The organism is Arthrobacter luteolus NBRC 107841 (assembly GCF_001552075.1).
Lineage (GTDB): Bacteria > Actinomycetota > Actinomycetes > Actinomycetales > Micrococcaceae > Arthrobacter_B > Arthrobacter_B luteolus.
This window is the reverse complement of record NZ_BCQM01000015.1, coordinates 24,001-38,372: the sequence shown is the minus strand read 5'-3', so window position 1 is coordinate 38,372 and position 14,372 is coordinate 24,001. Positions and strand designations below refer to the sequence as shown.

The window sequence follows — 14,372 nt, the reverse complement described above, 5'->3', positions numbered from 1 at the left end:
CCAGAGGCTCTGACCCCCGAAAATCCCCTACATCTAGCGGTTTCTGGGACATCCATCGGAATATTGAATGTTCTCTAACACGTGCTCGAATTTCCCCAGAACACTACCATGGTTGCGCGTTCGCTGGGTAACGGGAGCGGCGCGAGGCTACCTGCGGTAGCGCTGCCGGAGTATGCCTGGCAGTCGCCTATTTACGGAGGCGGGACTTCTCTACGGCCCGACGCAGCAGTTGCAATAGATCCTCACCCAGCACACGGCAAATGCTCTCAATGTCGGTCGTGGTGAAACTCGCCTCGTCGCGCAGTCGCTTGTTCGTATAGCTCGACGAGCGGCCGATCAGCAGTGCCAGCTGGACCCCGCTCTTCCGATGCCGAGTCATAGCGAGTCTTACTTCCTCGCTGACGGCGCGTGCGAACGCGCCGGGCTCCGGCTCGGTTCCTGATGGCATGGACATAATCTAGCCGCCCTTATGGGTCAGAAAGACATCCTTGCGCACAATCAGCTCATATGGCTCAGCTTGGCGCATATGGGGTAATTACCTGCGCTGCAACACTACGCTCCGGGCGTCACGGGGCGCAAGGTTTGCGGGGTGACCTGGCGCATATGGGGTAGATTACCCGTAAGGCAGGGGGGTGCCGAAGGCTCTGACATAGGTTGTCGGGGGCCTGATGTAAGGTCTCGGATTAGAACGTATGTACTAATAACTACTTGGGGACTATCTATGCACCAGCGCACCAACCCGTTCACTGGCAAGCCCACCACTGTCGTTGATCTTGGTGCCCTGGCTGACTGGACCGGGTTGGCGCCGGCGTTACTTCTTGATGCGATCAGTTGCGCGGGCGACGAGCTCGAGGGGTGAGAGCCCAAGTGCGTCGGCAATAGCTGCGAGCTGATTCAAGGGGATGTCACGCTTCCCGTTAAAGTATCGAATGAGCGTCTGCTCGGACATGCCGGTCGCTTCCACGAGATCCTTGAAGGACATCTGGCTAGCGGCTCTTTCGGCGCGCAGTTGTTCAGCAACAGCGGTCGGTAGGTTCTCTTTGTAAAATCCCATACGGCACACTATACAACCATTTTGGTCAGTATAGCTACCCGAATAGGTGTGATTACAGCGTTGTAACTATCCATATGGTCTGTTACGCTCTAGGTATGGATACCTACTCAAACGAAGCAGCCCGCAACATTGCGGCAGTAATCACCCGCAAAGACCGCAGCAAGAAGTCAGTAGCAGACGCGGCTGGCATCCCACTCACCACGTTCAACCGCAAGATCAATGGACATGGCGACTTCGGGATCCTGGAACTCGCAGCCATCGCCGACGCGCTGCAGGTTCACCCCACGGAGCTCCTGCCCGCGGCATTCACACAGAGGGTGGCGGCGGCATGAACGTCCGGTCCCTTTCCACTGAGGAGCTTGCCGAGCGGTGGGGGAGACGCCCCGAATGGGTTACCTACGCAGCCCGCACAGGTGCGATCCCCGGAGCATGGAAGCTCGGCCACTACTGGCGATTCTTCCTCCCGGAAGTCGAAGCTTTCGAAACGTCCCAGCAGTCAACCAGCATCTTCGCACTAGCCCCGGGCGCAGCAGCCCGCCGTCGCAAGTAGCACAGCTTCACCTCGCCGCAGCTTTAGGCCGGCAACCTTCGCCCGACTCAGGGCACACACCACACATCCCCTACTGGCTTTTTAGTCGGAGGTTTCCCTTGCTGAACTATGCCCTTTTGCAGGAGGCATTGGCGGGAATGGACAAGAAGTCCGCCGTCGATCACCTGCTCAACCTGTTTCCCCACAAGTCCAAGTCTTACTTCGACCGCAATTACCAGCACCTCTTGGCGCTGGATCCGCTCGGACTCTCAAACATCCTGAGCTACAGCGATCCCACCGCCCGTAAGGCAATCAACCGCGTCATGGCTATGGCGTAAAGGAGAACAACATGAACACCCATCTCGTACCTATTGAACGTGCCGAGGACGGCGCACTGATCGTGTCGTCACTGACTATCGCTGAGGGAGCCGAGGTTACGCACCAAGCAGTCTTGAAGCTGATCGACCAGCATGCGGGGCGTCTCGGTCAGGTCGGATTTGAAATCCGGGCTGGCTACAACAATGCGAAGGTGCGGGTGGCGCTCCTGGATGAGAAGCAGGCGACCGCTCTCATGATGCTCATGAAGAACACGGACAAGGTCCTCGACTTCAAGTTCGCGCTGAACGATGCCTTCTTCGAGATGGCCCGCCAGTTGCAGCCCGTCCCTTCCATGCCACAGTCCCTCCCGGATGCCCTGCGTGCCTACGCCGCAGAGGTCGAAGCCCGTGAGGCTCTCGCGGCGAAGGTTGCTGCAGACGCCCCGAAGGTTCTCTTTGCCGACTCGGTAGCCACCTCGAACACGACGATCCTGATTGGCGATCTGGCGAAGATCCTGCGCGGTAATGGCGTGCCTGTTGGTGCGAATCGGTTGTTCGCTCAGTTGCGGGAGGACGGTTTCTTGATCCGCCGGCAGGGCACGGATTGGAACATGCCTACTCAGCGGTCGATGGAGTTGGGTTTGTTCAAGGTGAAGGAAACGGCGGTGACTCATTCGGATGGGCACGTGACGGTTTCGAAGACTCCGAAGGTCACGGGCAAGGGTCAGGCCTATTTCGTGAACCGGTACAGCAGTAAGGCCGAGCTGCAGGCGGTTGCATCATGACCACGAACACAGATCGGGAAGAACTGGCCCTGCTTGTCAGTAACTCGGGTGCCACGTCGCAGCGCAGCTTGTCCCGAGCCGACGCGATCCTTGCCGCCGGCTACCGCAAAGTGAATCCCGCAGACGAGGCGGCTGTAGACAAGGTTGCCGCCATACTCGCGCTCTCTGACGGCTGGTTGTCGGCGGCTCACCCCAGCCCGCGGCACCAGGCGGAACTCCGGAAGCGCGCAGGGGTTATCCTGACCGCCCTTTACACCCCGGAGCCAACCAAATGACCTCCCCGATGCCCCTAGAGGACCTCAATTGGACTGAGGATGCACTCGCCACACTGACTGCCTTGGCTCGTACGCAGTTGGTGGTTACGGCTGAGGATTTGATGCGGGAGATGAGGCCGGCACCGCATCCGAACATGGTTGGTTCGGTGTTTATGGCGGCGAAGTCGTTGCATTTCATCACGCCGACTGGTTATCGGCCGTCGAACAGTAAGTCGCGGCGGGGTGGGGTTATTCGGACGTGGACTTTGCATCCTATGGAGCGCGAGAGGGGTGCGGCATGACCATCTGGCCCCCACTCCATGACCGCCATCTCGAACCGCCGGACGACATCGACCGTGACGCGCTCGATGCGGAATCCAACACCCAGTACGAAGACGACGCCGACACCTGGCGCAAAGGAGAATGACGTGAAGCACGCAGCAGGATTCATTGCATATAGCCGCCGAAAAACAGAACCGAAGCACAAAAAGGAGTGGACGCGGGAGCAGCGAGTCTACGATTACCGGCGCGACGTCCCCTATTTCCCCGGCCGTCACGCTAAGCCGTTCGCCAAGCGTCACCCGGCTACCCCCGTCACGTACGACGCGGCTGGGACGACCACCCCGCTTGTTACCAGCGGGCACTGGCTGGACGTGGTCGCATGAGCGGGATGACGGACGTGATCGCGGATGCACTGTCGAAACACAGTAACTACGTCCGCAACGAGGATGAAGGCGGCGTGATCTGCGACGAGTGTGGCTGGGAGGTCGCATCGAAATGGCAGGTCATCAGAGGCCGGACCGCCGAGCGCATGAACGAACACGAATCCCTCGCCGTGCTGGAGGAGCTCACCAAGGCCGGGTTCGGGAGTATCCAGGCTGCCCTCCTGTCCGCCGCGGATGAGATGCCTATCGAGTCCCTGCTTGGCGCGGACAAGGCGAGTGTCTGGCTCAGGCAGCGCGCCCACTCCCTCGACCCGAAAGGCCGGGAACTCGTGCAGGCCATCCACGACCGGAAGGCGGAGGGATGAGCCGCATCAGCACCCGCGCCGCCGCTCGACTCAGGCAGCAGATCTACGCCAACCGTGAAGTGGAACGTCAGGTCTTGGAGGCCCGCATCCGCATGGCTAAATCCACTGTGGCCGACCTCAAGGCGCAATTGGACCCGGCTCGCAGGCTGCGTCTCCAGCAGGGGTTAGCCCGCTGGGAGGCCATCGTTGATTCCCTTGAGGACGACGGTGTCTATCCAGATTTTGGCGACACCTGATGGGCGCGCAGATCAGCCTCTCTACGTCGCGGCATTTACCGCCTGGCTTCCACGTCCCACCAAACGCCGAAGCCGCACTCATCGCGAACGGCTGGCAACCACCACCGAACCCCCAAGAGCCTACGGGCTCTTTTTTCTTGCCCAAGGGAGGGCCAATGAAACTCACACGACACCAAGCGGACGTGGCTGTCCGCCGGCTCGCTGACCACTACTACGACGCAACCGACCCGAACGGCAGGTTGGCCGCAAGCCAGCGCTTCGGCGAGTTCCGCCGCAAGCTCTGCTGGCAGATCGGTGCGGACATCGGCGAATGGTTCTTGATCGACATCCTCATCGCCCTGGATGACCTTGCCCGGGTCGCCTCCACTGCTGCCCGCGAGTACGCCGAAGACGACTTGAACTGTGCTGTGAACCGCGCACTCGACAACGCGGGCATTCCCGGCAAGTGGATCAACCGCCGCAGCAAGCCGGTGTCCGCATGATCTCCCCGGAACTGGCCAGCAGCATCGCCTTCGCCCTCTTCCCCGTATCCATCCTCGGCCTCTGCATCAGCTGGGGCCGCAAGAAAGCAGAAAACAAATGACGGAACATTCATACACCCACACTGAGTCCGGGCTGATCATCGACCGACTAGATGAGTGCGAGAAGGTCTGCATTCTCGCGCCGCAGCACCATGCGCACGTGCCCCACGCCGATATTCCGGCCGTTGCCGCGGAACTCCTCAAGGCCGCCGGCCATGACGAGCTTGCGGCACTCATTGAGGCTCCCGCAGCGGGTAAGAAGCTGCAGGAACGCCGGGCTGCGCTGGCAGCCGAGTTTGGAGGCCACCCTAAGTGGGCACATGACAGTTCATTCGGGCGCGCCATTGACCGGATCATCGAACTCGAAGACGGGAAGGCGACGGCATGACCCCCGAAATCATCGACGGGATGAGCAACAAGGACTACCACGCGCACCCCGCACTCGGATCCACCAGCCTGAAAACGCTCGCCACGAAAACCCCCGCACACTACAAATGGCAGGCCGAATACCCCGTACACAAGGATGTTTTCGACCTCGGGACCGCAATCCATTCGATCGTGCTCGAGCAGGACGAATCGAACATTGTGGAGGTGGACGCGGACTCCTGGCGCACCAAGGCAGCGCAGGTCGCAAAGCAGGAAGCTCGAGCAGAGGGCAAAGTCCCGCTGCTCGCCAAGGACCTCGAGCTAGCCCGCGCAATCGGGAAGTCAGTCATGGCGCACCCGCTCGCGAAGAACATGCTCACCGGCCACATCGCGGAACGATCCGTGTTCTGGGAAGAGGACGGCCTCGAGCTCAAATGCCGTCCCGATGCCCTGAATCACGGCCTGATCGGTGACCTGAAAAGCATCGTCACCGCCGACCCGAACACGTTTGGCAAGACCGCCGCGGACCTCGGCTACTACATGTCCGCAGCCCACTACCAAGACGGCATGGAACGGGCCACCGGGGAACGCATGCCCTTCCTCTTCATCCTGGCCGAGAAGACCGCACCCTACCTGCCCGCCGTCGTGGAACTGGACGAGGAAGCCCTCGAGTACGGGCGGCGCATGAACACCCGCGCCAAGAACATCTACCGCCGCTGCCTCGAGCGTGACGAATGGCCCGGCTACACCCCGCGGGGCCGCATCAGCCTCCCCGTCTGGGCCACCAACCGCATGGACGACCTACTACTAGAAACGGAACCCGCAAATGTCTAACGAACTAGTCCCAACCTCGACCGGCCTCGAGCTGGCACAGAAGCAGGAATACGCCATCGCAATGGCTGGCTCCAACCTGCTCCCGAAGTCCTACCAGGGGAATCCGGCGAACCTGCTGTTCGCGCTAGAGTACGCTTCCGCGCTCAACGTCGAACCCATCCACGCGATCACGAGCATCCACGTCATCAACGGCAAGCCCTCCGCATCCGCTGACCTCATGGCCGCGACCGTGCGCCGTGCCGGGCACCGCCTCCGCGTCACCGGGGACGACACCTACGCCGAAGCCGTCCTCATCCGTGCCGACGATCCCGACTTCGAGTTCCGGGCACGCTGGGACCTCGCCAAAGCCAAGCAGGCGAACCTGAACACGCCGACCTGGAAGAACTACCCCGGGGCCATGCTCCGCTCGAGGGCCATCACCGAAGTCATCCGGGCCGGCGCACCCGACGCCATGTTCGGCATCGTCTACACGCCCGAAGAGCTCGGCGCGAACGTCGACCAGTCAGGCAAGCCCGTCCACTACGGGCAGCCCGAACCCACCGGATCCTCGGCCCTCGACAAACTCCGCGCCGCCGCACAGCCCGAACCGGAGCCGGAACCGGCGTCGGACTTCGCGGACCTCGGAGAGCGTCCACTTATCCCCGACGAGGTGAAGGCCAATACGGAGAAGGCCAGACAAGCAGGCAACCTCGACGCGTACTTCGAATGGTGTGTCGAACAGGGCGCACCGGCCCACATCCTCAACTACGTAACCGAACAGATGGAGGCCCAGCAGTGAGCGGCGAAACACTCGTGACCATCATTGGCCGGCTGACGAAGGAGCCGGAGCTCAAGTTCATCGGAAATTCTGCGGTCGCTGAGTTCTCCGTGGCCGTGAATGCCCGGAAGTTCAACAAGCAGACCAACGAGTGGGAGAACAAGCCCACTAAGTTCTGGGACTGCGCCGCATGGAACGCGGGCAAGCAGACCCTCGCGGACAACGTTGTGGAAGTCCTACGCAAGGGCTCGTCCGTGGTCGTGCATGGCGAACTGGAAACCCGGGAATGGGAAGACAGGGACGGCAAGCGACGGTCCGCCGATCAGATCCGTGTCATCAGTGTCGGCAAGGACCTCACCTGGCACCAAGGCAACAGTGCACACCAAGCATCCGGCAACACCCAGCAGCCCGCACAGTCGCAGGGTTGGGGTGGGCAGCAGGCACCCGCCGACGATCCATGGGGCGCACCAAGTGGCGGCGGCTGGGGATCAGCGCCCGCACAGGATCCGCCCTTCTAGCCCACCAGCACCACCCAATCCCAGGACCGCAACATGCGGTCCTTTTTTATGCCCCACCATTCGCGGCGCCCGGCAACACGTCGGGCGCCGCTTTCGTACCCACTTCCCGAAGGATCTCCCATGATCGTCACCGTTTACACCACGCCCGCATGCGGTCAGTGCAATCTCACGAAGAACTGGCTGACCAAGAACAACGTCGAGTTCACCACCGTTGACCTCAGCCAGTCACCCGATGACCTGGCCGCTGTCCGTGCCCTCGGTTATGCGTCCGCGCCCGTCGTCATTGTCTCCAACGGCGACCCCGAAACCGACCTCCACTGGTTCGGGTTCCGGCCCGACAACCTCACCCGCTACACCCTCGCCGCCGCATGAGCCGCGACGTTTGCTGCTTCATCTGCCGCGGTGCGCACGGCATCTGCCTCACCCGCGGCACATGCGACCACCACATCAAAGCCCGGCAACAAGACGAAGCCGACGACAGGGCCAGGCGCACAATCCGCCGACCAACCGAAGACAAAGCCATCGCCAACGTCATGCGCGCCAGCCAAAGGAAAGGAAGGCCACGGTGAGAAAACGAATCAACCGGAACACCATCCGCGAACTCATCACGGACGGGTGGACCCACAAACAAATCGCCGAACACCTCGGCTGCAGCGAATACACCATCTTCCGGGCACGCCGCGAACTCGGCCTCGAACCCGCAAACAACCCCATGACCCCAGAGCGCCGCGCCACCATCCAAACCATGCTCGACGACGGCTGGTCATGGCTCGAAATCGAACGCACCGAGGGCGCCAACTGGGACACCATGCAGCGCCACTTCCCCGGCACCCAATGGACCCAGAAGCAAGTGCACGCCCACCGGCTAGAGGTCCGTGACGCAAATGAGGGCATCCGTGCCGCCAACTACGCACGAAAGGACGCCGCCTGATGCCCGGGTACACGTACGGCGGAGGAGTTATGCACCCCGCCAAGATACTCAACACCTTCGAAGCGCGCATCAACCAAGCCCGCCACGAACTCGCCCGCGTCACGCAAGACATCGTCCTTGCCCGGGAGCAAGCCCAGTCCATCCGGAACGCCGCCGCCGAAGCACGCATCCGGCATGAAACCAGCCCGAGGACCACGCCCATGACACCCGAACAATTCAAGCGCGCCGCCCAAGCCGCCTACAACGCTGCCATCATCGCCCACCCCGAAGACGTCATCGAAGGGCCGCGCAGACTCGCACTCCTCAACCACGAAGCCCGACACCTGAAAGCCGTCTCATGAAGGAGGAAATATGACCACCCAACTAGCCGGCCAACTCGACCTCCTGGACCTGCTTGCCGAGGGGGTGGGCGATGAACTGCGGAAGCCCTTTTACGCGTGCCCATGCGGCGACCGGATCGACTGCGACGCGCCAGCCGCGGAACTCTACTCCTCTCAGGACGAGCACCGCCGGCACATCGAAGAGTTCCAGGCAGCCCAATGGCCCGGGGGCCGCGAAAACCACCCCAACGGCAAGTATTACGGGCCGCTCCTCACCATCGACGGCGAGAACCTGGCCGCCACACTCACCACCAAGGCACCACATCCGGTCAACCTCGGCATGCGATACGCCTGCCCTTGCTGCCTCACCAACTGGGGCGAACTCAAGCCCGAAGTTCAGGAACGACACCGGGCCGAGCATGAAGAAGTTGCGCCCGGGATCTGCCGGCACATGGTCTGGATCGAAGGCAAGCTCGACGCCCTCCGCAGCGGCGAATGGGAGACCACTATCGCTTGGACTGAGGAAAGCAAGGCCCTTCACCTCACCAACGTCACAAGCAGCCGTGACACCACATGGGCGCACTACGAAGGCCGCCCAACACCTTGGGCAACCGGCAACCACTCACAACGAAAGGAGGTCACTTGATGGATGAGCTTGGGAAGGATGCGCGGCCGTGGGTGAAGTTGTCCCTGGACTATTTCGATAACCCGAAGATCGACGGCCTCAGCGACACCGCCCAGCTTTTGCACCTGCAGTTGATCCTCCGCACAGCACGCCAGCAGATGGACGGTGAAGTGTCCGCCCGGGCTGCGAAGTCTCGTGGTGAGACAGCGTTCAAGGAGCTCGTGGGTGCTGGCCTATTGGACAAGGTTGATGCGCGGACGTACCGGATCCATGACTACCTGAAGCACCAAACCCTGTCCAAAACCATTGAGCAGCGGAAGCGGGCTGGTGGTCGTGGCGGGCATTCGAAGAACCATGTGAAGCGGTTCATTTACGACGATGCGTGCAGCTACTGCCAGGACGATGCTGCGGGTGCTTTGGGGTGGTTGAAGGACTCCCGGGTGACTGCGAAAACCCCATAAAAGGGGGTGGCAAAAGTGGCAAAACGGGTGGCAAATGCCACTCAAAACAGTGGCAAAACCGGTGGCAAACAGAGTGGCAGAAGGTAAGAAGTCTATAAATACCTTCCGTTCTCATCTCGCCTTTGCCTGTTGTTGCTTTTTAAAGAGTGAGAAAAGTTCCAGCCAATCGTCCAGTAAGTGACATGCGCGTGCGAGACGTCTGGCTGGATGAACTTTGAGGAAGGAAAAACCCCATGCCTGACCTAAGCGAGAAGCAGGTCAACGGGATCGCATGGTTACTGCATGAACTTCGCCCGGAATGGGGTGTGGGTTCGCTGAAGTCCCTGTTGTTGAAGAACCGGGCTGTTCCGAGCCTGGGCGCACTGATGATCGCGGCCACCACGAAAGCTTTAGAGCCGTCCTGCAAGACGCCGGGGCCAATATTCCAGCCTGGCCCTCATTGGCCGGATGCGAGCGCCGCAGAACGCTACCTGCCGAAACCACCAGCCTGCGCTGACCACGACACGTTCGCCGCCCACAACTGCCGCTGCTGCTGGGCCGACGTGAAGATCGGCCAGCGACCACAAACCCACATCGGGCGCCACTGGAACCCCGATAACCAACCAACCGAAAGCGAGACCGAGACATGAGCACGAACACTGCACTGGACGACATCAAGAACCGCGTCGAAGGGCTATCTGATCTTTGCCCCGAGTACATGCATCTGGCGATACGAAACTCTGTACGCAACTGCGACTTCGACTGCCAGCGCCACGGGGAGGAAGAGGATTGCGGTCCGGGCCAGTCTGATGGCGCACGCATTGCACACTCCCTGGCTGACGTCCCCAAGCTCCTCGCCGCACTCGAAGCGGTGGAGGCGCTGCATGTGCCAGTCCTTGAAGATGGCAAGCCTGTCGGGTGCAGGGTGTGCGACTGGGGTGAAGACGACTATTACCCGTGCCAGACGCTCACCGCCATCGAGGAGGCGTTGCGGTGAATAACCAGTCCGCTGACCGTCTAACGGAGGCGATTTGGGCACTGACGAACGAGCTGGCCCTACACCGGCAACAGCCCGCAGCCCCCACCACGGAGCCGTCCCACACCGGGGCGGCTCCAGTCACGTCCGGGGAGTTTCGGGTGGGCGACTGGGTGCGGGTGGTGGAGCCCGGCCCCATGCGCGGTCGTGAAGGCAGGGTCCGCAGCGCATCCGGTGACCAGTACGTCGTGGACTTCAGCGGTGGATGGGGATTCATCTTCCGCCAGTCCTCGCTAACCCCAGTCCCACCCCGCCATTAACCCGCAGTGACCGCACAGGCAGCCCCGCACCACGAAAACGGGCACCAACCCCACATGGGCCGAACGAGGCCCGCAAAACCGCACAGGAGACGACCATGAGCAGGCCGCTCGAACTCACCACCCACCCGCCACTGTCACAAACCGTGCGAGACGGAATAGACATCAACATCAAGCACGGGCTCTATCCATACCTGGGATTCAACACGGCGAGGCACCTGCCCGGGACTATACAGATGCGCGCCAAGCGCTTCACCGATGCCGAACTGGCGGCGGAATTCGAAGCCGCACGCTGCGACGCCATGCTCCTACAGCACACCGAACACGTCTGGTCACCACTCGGCGAAACATGGTCGATGGAACCCGACAACATCCGCAGCCGGGCACAAACCCTGCTCCGATTCGCCACCCACCCCCACTACTTCGAGGAGCAGGAATGAGCACTAGACCCCGCACGCCCGAGCACTTCCCCCGCATGAAACACCGGGCCGCGAAACGGCAGGCGGTCTACGTGGATATCCCACTGGACCTAAGCGGATTCATCGCGGCTGCGCGAGCAGCAGCACGAGCACTCGCCAAGATGACCAACCTGCCCACCCCGAGCCCCACCGAAGCCGCTCCTAACCGGGCGGCTTCACTCATCCCAGGAGAGAAACCATGAGCGACTTCTTCGCAACACCTGAGACACGCAAAGCCAGAAAGCCCCACACCTGCCAGACCTGCTTCCGAAAGATCGACATCGGCGAGCAATACGAGTCCCGGTTCGGCATCGACGACGGCAACCCGCACCGGTTCAAACGATGCGCCCACTGTGTAGCGGTCTGGTCCATCTGGGAGCCCGAAGACATCGACGGACTCATCTCTGACGACGGCTACGACAGCTGGGCGAGCAGCGACGCCCGCGACCTGCACGAACTGCGGAACATGGTCTACTTCCGCCGGCAGTGGCGACGCAAGGACGGCACTCTCTATCCGCTGCCCGAGCTGGCGGTGGCCCCGTGACCCGCACCCGTGCATCAGCCAAGGCCGCCGGCGCATCGTTCGAACGCCAAATAGCCGACCACCTCGCCAAAGTCATAGACGACCGCATAGACCGCCGCGTCAAAACCGGGGCCAAAGACCGCGGCGACATAGGCGGACTCCGACACATGGGCGGCCGCATCGTCATCGAATGCAAAAACTACGGCGGACAACTCAAACCCGGCCCATGGATTGCTGAAGCCGAAACCGAACGCGGCAACGACGACGCACTAGCCGGAATCGTCATCGCCAAACGACGCGGCACCACCAAACCCGGCGACCAATACGTCCTCATGACCGTCAACAACCTCACCGCACTCCTCACCGGAGAACGAAACCAGGAGGAAGCATGAAGCGCCCTGTCGGCCACTGGTCGCAATACACCCCCGGAACCGGCTGGACGGCCCGATACCGACACTGCAAAGTGTGCCGCGTCGTCTGGCGGAACAACGGAGAGAAACCGCTCATCCACAACGGAAAGAAGCCCCGCCGATGAACACCCGCACCGCCCGCCTCATCCGCCTCGGCATCCTCGCCGCACGAGACCCCGAACGCATGCAACACATCCGCGCCGCACACCCCGCGGTCCGGAAGGCGGCGAGACGGGAACTCGACCGCATGGAATGGCGCCAAGAACTCGCCGACGCACACGCCAGACGCTGGATGCTCGCCGCCATCAACTCCGACAACCCCGAACAAATCAGGAGGTTCAACGCATGAGCAAGATGAAGCCCGGATCACTCCGCGCCACCCGCTCAGGGTCCTACGAGAACCACATATGGCGCCGCCAAGTCTGTGCCTGGCTGGAATTCCACGGCATCGACCCGAAGCGAGTGCTCGCCGACGATCGCGTACTCGTCACCGGCAATCGAATCATCGTGCCCGTCGTCATCGAAAAACAATCACACAAGGGCGGCAAACGAATCGTGGTGCAGGACGACACTCTGCAGCGAAAAGTCCAAACCGTCCGACTCCGACGAAACCTCAGGGGGTTCCAAGAATGACCTGCACGACCACGGAATGTGGCAAACCGACACCAGACCGCATCTACCTCTGCGGGCAATGCGTCAGCGACCTCCAACAATGGCTGGACAAGATCACCCCGACCCGGCAAATGCTATTCACCACCATGGCGAAACTCGACAACACCGGCCCCAAAAACTCGGAAGGCGGAGGAGGAGGATCAACCGGAAGCGCCATGCCACTCAGGGAAGGAGCCATGGACCTCAGGTATGCACTGGCAATCTGGGAAGGGCACAAAGCCAAGGACCTGGCGACGGACCCACACGCCGGCGGATTCCTGGAAGAAGTGAAACGGCTCATCGACAAGGCGTACGCGCTCGTGGACCTACCTCCGGAAGAAGTCATCGACCACGCCGCAGCCCGCGCCAGACTCGAAACCGAAGTGCCCGGGCCGCTCCGACCCAAACCACTCCTCGAATACCTCAAACTCACCCACGGCATTGAGATCAAAGAATCACTACTCAGGAAATGGGCCGAACGGAAACTCATCACCAGGACCAACGCGCAAGGCTATCCAACCTACGACCCCGCCACAGTCCTCATCCAAGCCAGAAAGGTAGTTGCACACCGGTGAGACTGCTGTTAAAGTTGTGACAAGACGGGCGCAGAGCCCTCTCTACATCCAGCACCTAGCCATATGGCGGGTGCTTTTTTGTACCCAACCAGCACTCCTTGGGCCACACAAACCGGCGCCCCTCACACGCCACCCCCAAACGTGAGGGGCGCCGCACCATTCTTGACGGGGAAAGCCCTCGGCCAACGATTGCCAGCCAATGCTGCGCGAGGCGAGCCTGTACCCGTCAACACACTTCCGACGTCGCTACCGCCGGATGAAAGAAGCAGGACCTACCGAAAGGCCAGGTGACTGTATCTGCCCGCGCCAGGCTCACGGCGCACGCCGCTCACTGGGAAGTGCCGGCACAGACTTGATAGGAGAATGTGAACATGACAGTCAAAGAGCTCATAGCCGCACTCTCCGCCTATGAAGATCAGGATGCAGAAGTCCTCCTCGAAGGATGCGACTGTGCCAACCCAGCCAAAGCTGTAACCACAGTCGGAGGCATGGCCTACATACAGGCCGACATCTAGCAACCCCTGACCGTTTCGACGGCAGGCCGCGCCCCGAGCACGGCAGAACAACTGCTCACAGACTTAGGGGGCGGCGATCATGATGCGCATCTGTGCACAGCGAGGCTGCCCGAAGGTGGTTGAGAAACGCTACTGCCCGGAGCATGCAGCCCAGCACGAAGTAAGGCGCGGCACGCCCACCCAGCGAGGGTACGGAACAGCGCACCGCAGGAAGCGTGCCAGCCTGGCCGAAGTCGTAGCCCGTGGCGACGTGCCCTGCGCACGATGCGGGCAGCCCATACGCACCACAGACACATGGGCGCTCGACCACGACGACCAAGACCGAAACAGATACATAGGCCCAAGCCATACGCGCTGCAATAACTCAGCCGGCGGAAAGAACGCCCACAACAACTGAACACAAAAGAACCACGGACTAATTACCCGTGCT

30 protein-coding genes are annotated in these 14,372 nt (G+C 61.5%); 29 read left to right on the top strand and 1 reads right to left on the bottom strand.

From position 1 onward, the window contains the following. Positions 1-811: 811 nt before the first annotated feature. On the bottom strand, positions 812-1,054 hold the full coding sequence (locus AL3_RS18195) for a helix-turn-helix domain-containing protein (protein ID WP_083521854.1): 243 nt from the start codon (positions 1,052-1,054) through the stop codon (positions 812-814). A gap of 95 nt (positions 1,055-1,149) precedes the next feature. On the opposite strand from AL3_RS18195, the gene AL3_RS16980 reads away from it, so the two are divergent. From AL3_RS16980 to AL3_RS19175, 29 genes are all read left to right on the top strand, one after another. Continuing rightward, a complete protein-coding gene (locus AL3_RS16980) occupies positions 1,150-1,386 on the top strand; it encodes a helix-turn-helix domain-containing protein (RefSeq protein ID WP_066303319.1) in 237 nt (78 codons plus the stop codon). Next, the gene (locus AL3_RS18575) at positions 1,383-1,604 is read left to right on the top strand and encodes a helix-turn-helix domain-containing protein (protein WP_151723969.1); all 222 of its coding nucleotides are present in this window, start codon (positions 1,383-1,385) and stop codon (positions 1,602-1,604) included. Before AL3_RS16980 ends, AL3_RS18575 begins: the two co-directional genes overlap by 4 nt. Positions 1,605-1,702: 98 nt before the next feature. Continuing rightward, on the top strand, positions 1,703-1,921 hold the full coding sequence (locus tag AL3_RS16975; protein WP_151723968.1) for a hypothetical protein: 219 nt from the start codon (positions 1,703-1,705) through the stop codon (positions 1,919-1,921). 11 nt (positions 1,922-1,932) lie between these two features. After that, positions 1,933-2,685 (top strand): phage antirepressor KilAC domain-containing protein, encoded by a 753-nt coding sequence (locus AL3_RS16970; protein WP_246168605.1) that lies wholly within the window; start codon positions 1,933-1,935, stop codon positions 2,683-2,685. Beyond that, the gene (locus AL3_RS16965) at positions 2,682-2,960 is read left to right on the top strand and encodes a hypothetical protein (RefSeq protein WP_066303316.1); all 279 of its coding nucleotides are present in this window, start codon (positions 2,682-2,684) and stop codon (positions 2,958-2,960) included. Before AL3_RS16970 ends, AL3_RS16965 begins: the two co-directional genes overlap by 4 nt. A gap of 277 nt (positions 2,961-3,237) precedes the next feature. Next, on the top strand, positions 3,238-3,366 hold the full coding sequence (locus AL3_RS19010) for a hypothetical protein (protein WP_255220905.1): 129 nt from the start codon (positions 3,238-3,240) through the stop codon (positions 3,364-3,366). Between the two features lie 234 nt (positions 3,367-3,600). After that, complete coding sequence (locus AL3_RS16950; RefSeq protein WP_066303308.1) at positions 3,601-3,969, top strand: hypothetical protein; 369 nt, start codon at positions 3,601-3,603, stop codon at positions 3,967-3,969. Continuing rightward, a complete protein-coding gene (locus tag AL3_RS16945) occupies positions 3,966-4,205 on the top strand; it encodes a hypothetical protein (protein ID WP_066303303.1) in 240 nt (79 codons plus the stop codon). The genes AL3_RS16950 and AL3_RS16945 overlap by 4 nt, the downstream gene beginning before the upstream one ends. Before the next feature lie 155 nt (positions 4,206-4,360). Beyond that, positions 4,361-4,687 carry a hypothetical protein gene (locus AL3_RS16940; RefSeq protein ID WP_151723967.1) on the top strand — a complete coding sequence of 109 codons (327 nt, stop codon included), beginning with the start codon at positions 4,361-4,363 and terminating at the stop codon, positions 4,685-4,687. A gap of 97 nt (positions 4,688-4,784) precedes the next feature. Next, positions 4,785-5,114, top strand: a complete 330-nt coding sequence (locus tag AL3_RS16935; RefSeq protein ID WP_066303299.1) for a hypothetical protein — start codon at positions 4,785-4,787, stop codon at positions 5,112-5,114. Beyond that, on the top strand, positions 5,111-5,926 hold the full coding sequence (locus tag AL3_RS16930; protein ID WP_066303297.1) for a PD-(D/E)XK nuclease-like domain-containing protein: 816 nt from the start codon (positions 5,111-5,113) through the stop codon (positions 5,924-5,926). Before AL3_RS16935 ends, AL3_RS16930 begins: the two co-directional genes overlap by 4 nt. Next, a complete protein-coding gene (locus AL3_RS16925; protein WP_066303295.1) occupies positions 5,919-6,704 on the top strand; it encodes a hypothetical protein in 786 nt (261 codons plus the stop codon). Before AL3_RS16930 ends, AL3_RS16925 begins: the two co-directional genes overlap by 8 nt. Next, complete coding sequence (gene ssb / locus AL3_RS16920; protein WP_066303293.1) at positions 6,701-7,201, top strand: single-stranded DNA-binding protein; 501 nt, start codon at positions 6,701-6,703, stop codon at positions 7,199-7,201. The genes AL3_RS16925 and ssb overlap by 4 nt, the downstream gene beginning before the upstream one ends. Positions 7,202-7,321: 120 nt before the next feature. Next, positions 7,322-7,573, top strand: coding sequence for a glutaredoxin domain-containing protein (locus AL3_RS16915; RefSeq protein ID WP_066303292.1), 252 nt, complete (start codon positions 7,322-7,324; stop codon positions 7,571-7,573). Between the two features lie 193 nt (positions 7,574-7,766). Continuing rightward, complete coding sequence (locus AL3_RS16910; protein ID WP_066303291.1) at positions 7,767-8,132, top strand: RNA polymerase sigma factor sigma-70 region 4 domain-containing protein; 366 nt, start codon at positions 7,767-7,769, stop codon at positions 8,130-8,132. Continuing rightward, the gene (locus AL3_RS16905; protein ID WP_151723965.1) at positions 8,132-8,473 is read left to right on the top strand and encodes a hypothetical protein; all 342 of its coding nucleotides are present in this window, start codon (positions 8,132-8,134) and stop codon (positions 8,471-8,473) included. Before AL3_RS16910 ends, AL3_RS16905 begins: the two co-directional genes overlap by 1 nt. Positions 8,474-8,483: 10 nt before the next feature. Next, complete coding sequence (locus AL3_RS16900; protein ID WP_066303287.1) at positions 8,484-9,098, top strand: hypothetical protein; 615 nt, start codon at positions 8,484-8,486, stop codon at positions 9,096-9,098. After that, positions 9,098-9,538 carry a hypothetical protein gene (locus tag AL3_RS16895; RefSeq protein WP_066303284.1) on the top strand — a complete coding sequence of 147 codons (441 nt, stop codon included), beginning with the start codon at positions 9,098-9,100 and terminating at the stop codon, positions 9,536-9,538. Before AL3_RS16900 ends, AL3_RS16895 begins: the two co-directional genes overlap by 1 nt. A 233-nt stretch (positions 9,539-9,771) precedes the next feature. Then, positions 9,772-10,167 (top strand): hypothetical protein, encoded by a 396-nt coding sequence (locus AL3_RS16890; protein WP_066303281.1) that lies wholly within the window; start codon positions 9,772-9,774, stop codon positions 10,165-10,167. Further along, entirely contained in the window at positions 10,164-10,514 is a 351-nt protein-coding gene (locus tag AL3_RS16885; RefSeq protein ID WP_066303279.1) for a hypothetical protein, read from the top strand. The genes AL3_RS16890 and AL3_RS16885 overlap by 4 nt, the downstream gene beginning before the upstream one ends. Positions 10,515-10,908: 394 nt before the next feature. Then, on the top strand, positions 10,909-11,250 hold the full coding sequence (locus tag AL3_RS16875; protein ID WP_066303275.1) for a hypothetical protein: 342 nt from the start codon (positions 10,909-10,911) through the stop codon (positions 11,248-11,250). Beyond that, positions 11,247-11,471 (top strand): hypothetical protein, encoded by a 225-nt coding sequence (locus AL3_RS18570; protein WP_151723964.1) that lies wholly within the window; start codon positions 11,247-11,249, stop codon positions 11,469-11,471. Before AL3_RS16875 ends, AL3_RS18570 begins: the two co-directional genes overlap by 4 nt. Next, positions 11,468-11,812, top strand: coding sequence for a hypothetical protein (locus AL3_RS16870; protein ID WP_066303274.1), 345 nt, complete (start codon positions 11,468-11,470; stop codon positions 11,810-11,812). The genes AL3_RS18570 and AL3_RS16870 overlap by 4 nt, the downstream gene beginning before the upstream one ends. Continuing rightward, positions 11,809-12,183 (top strand): hypothetical protein, encoded by a 375-nt coding sequence (locus AL3_RS16865; RefSeq protein WP_066303273.1) that lies wholly within the window; start codon positions 11,809-11,811, stop codon positions 12,181-12,183. The genes AL3_RS16870 and AL3_RS16865 overlap by 4 nt, the downstream gene beginning before the upstream one ends. 139 nt (positions 12,184-12,322) lie before the next feature. Then, positions 12,323-12,550, top strand: a complete 228-nt coding sequence (locus AL3_RS16860; protein WP_066303271.1) for a hypothetical protein — start codon at positions 12,323-12,325, stop codon at positions 12,548-12,550. Next, positions 12,547-12,834 carry a hypothetical protein gene (locus AL3_RS16855; protein WP_066303270.1) on the top strand — a complete coding sequence of 96 codons (288 nt, stop codon included), beginning with the start codon at positions 12,547-12,549 and terminating at the stop codon, positions 12,832-12,834. Before AL3_RS16860 ends, AL3_RS16855 begins: the two co-directional genes overlap by 4 nt. Before the next feature lie 125 nt (positions 12,835-12,959). Beyond that, a complete protein-coding gene (locus AL3_RS16850) occupies positions 12,960-13,427 on the top strand; it encodes a hypothetical protein (protein WP_151723963.1) in 468 nt (155 codons plus the stop codon). 371 nt (positions 13,428-13,798) lie between these two features. Then, complete coding sequence (locus AL3_RS18565) at positions 13,799-13,942, top strand: hypothetical protein (protein ID WP_157075277.1); 144 nt, start codon at positions 13,799-13,801, stop codon at positions 13,940-13,942. Between the two features lie 79 nt (positions 13,943-14,021). Then, a complete protein-coding gene (locus AL3_RS19175; protein ID WP_502685930.1) occupies positions 14,022-14,339 on the top strand; it encodes a hypothetical protein in 318 nt (105 codons plus the stop codon). The last annotated feature ends 33 nt before the right edge of the window (positions 14,340-14,372 follow it).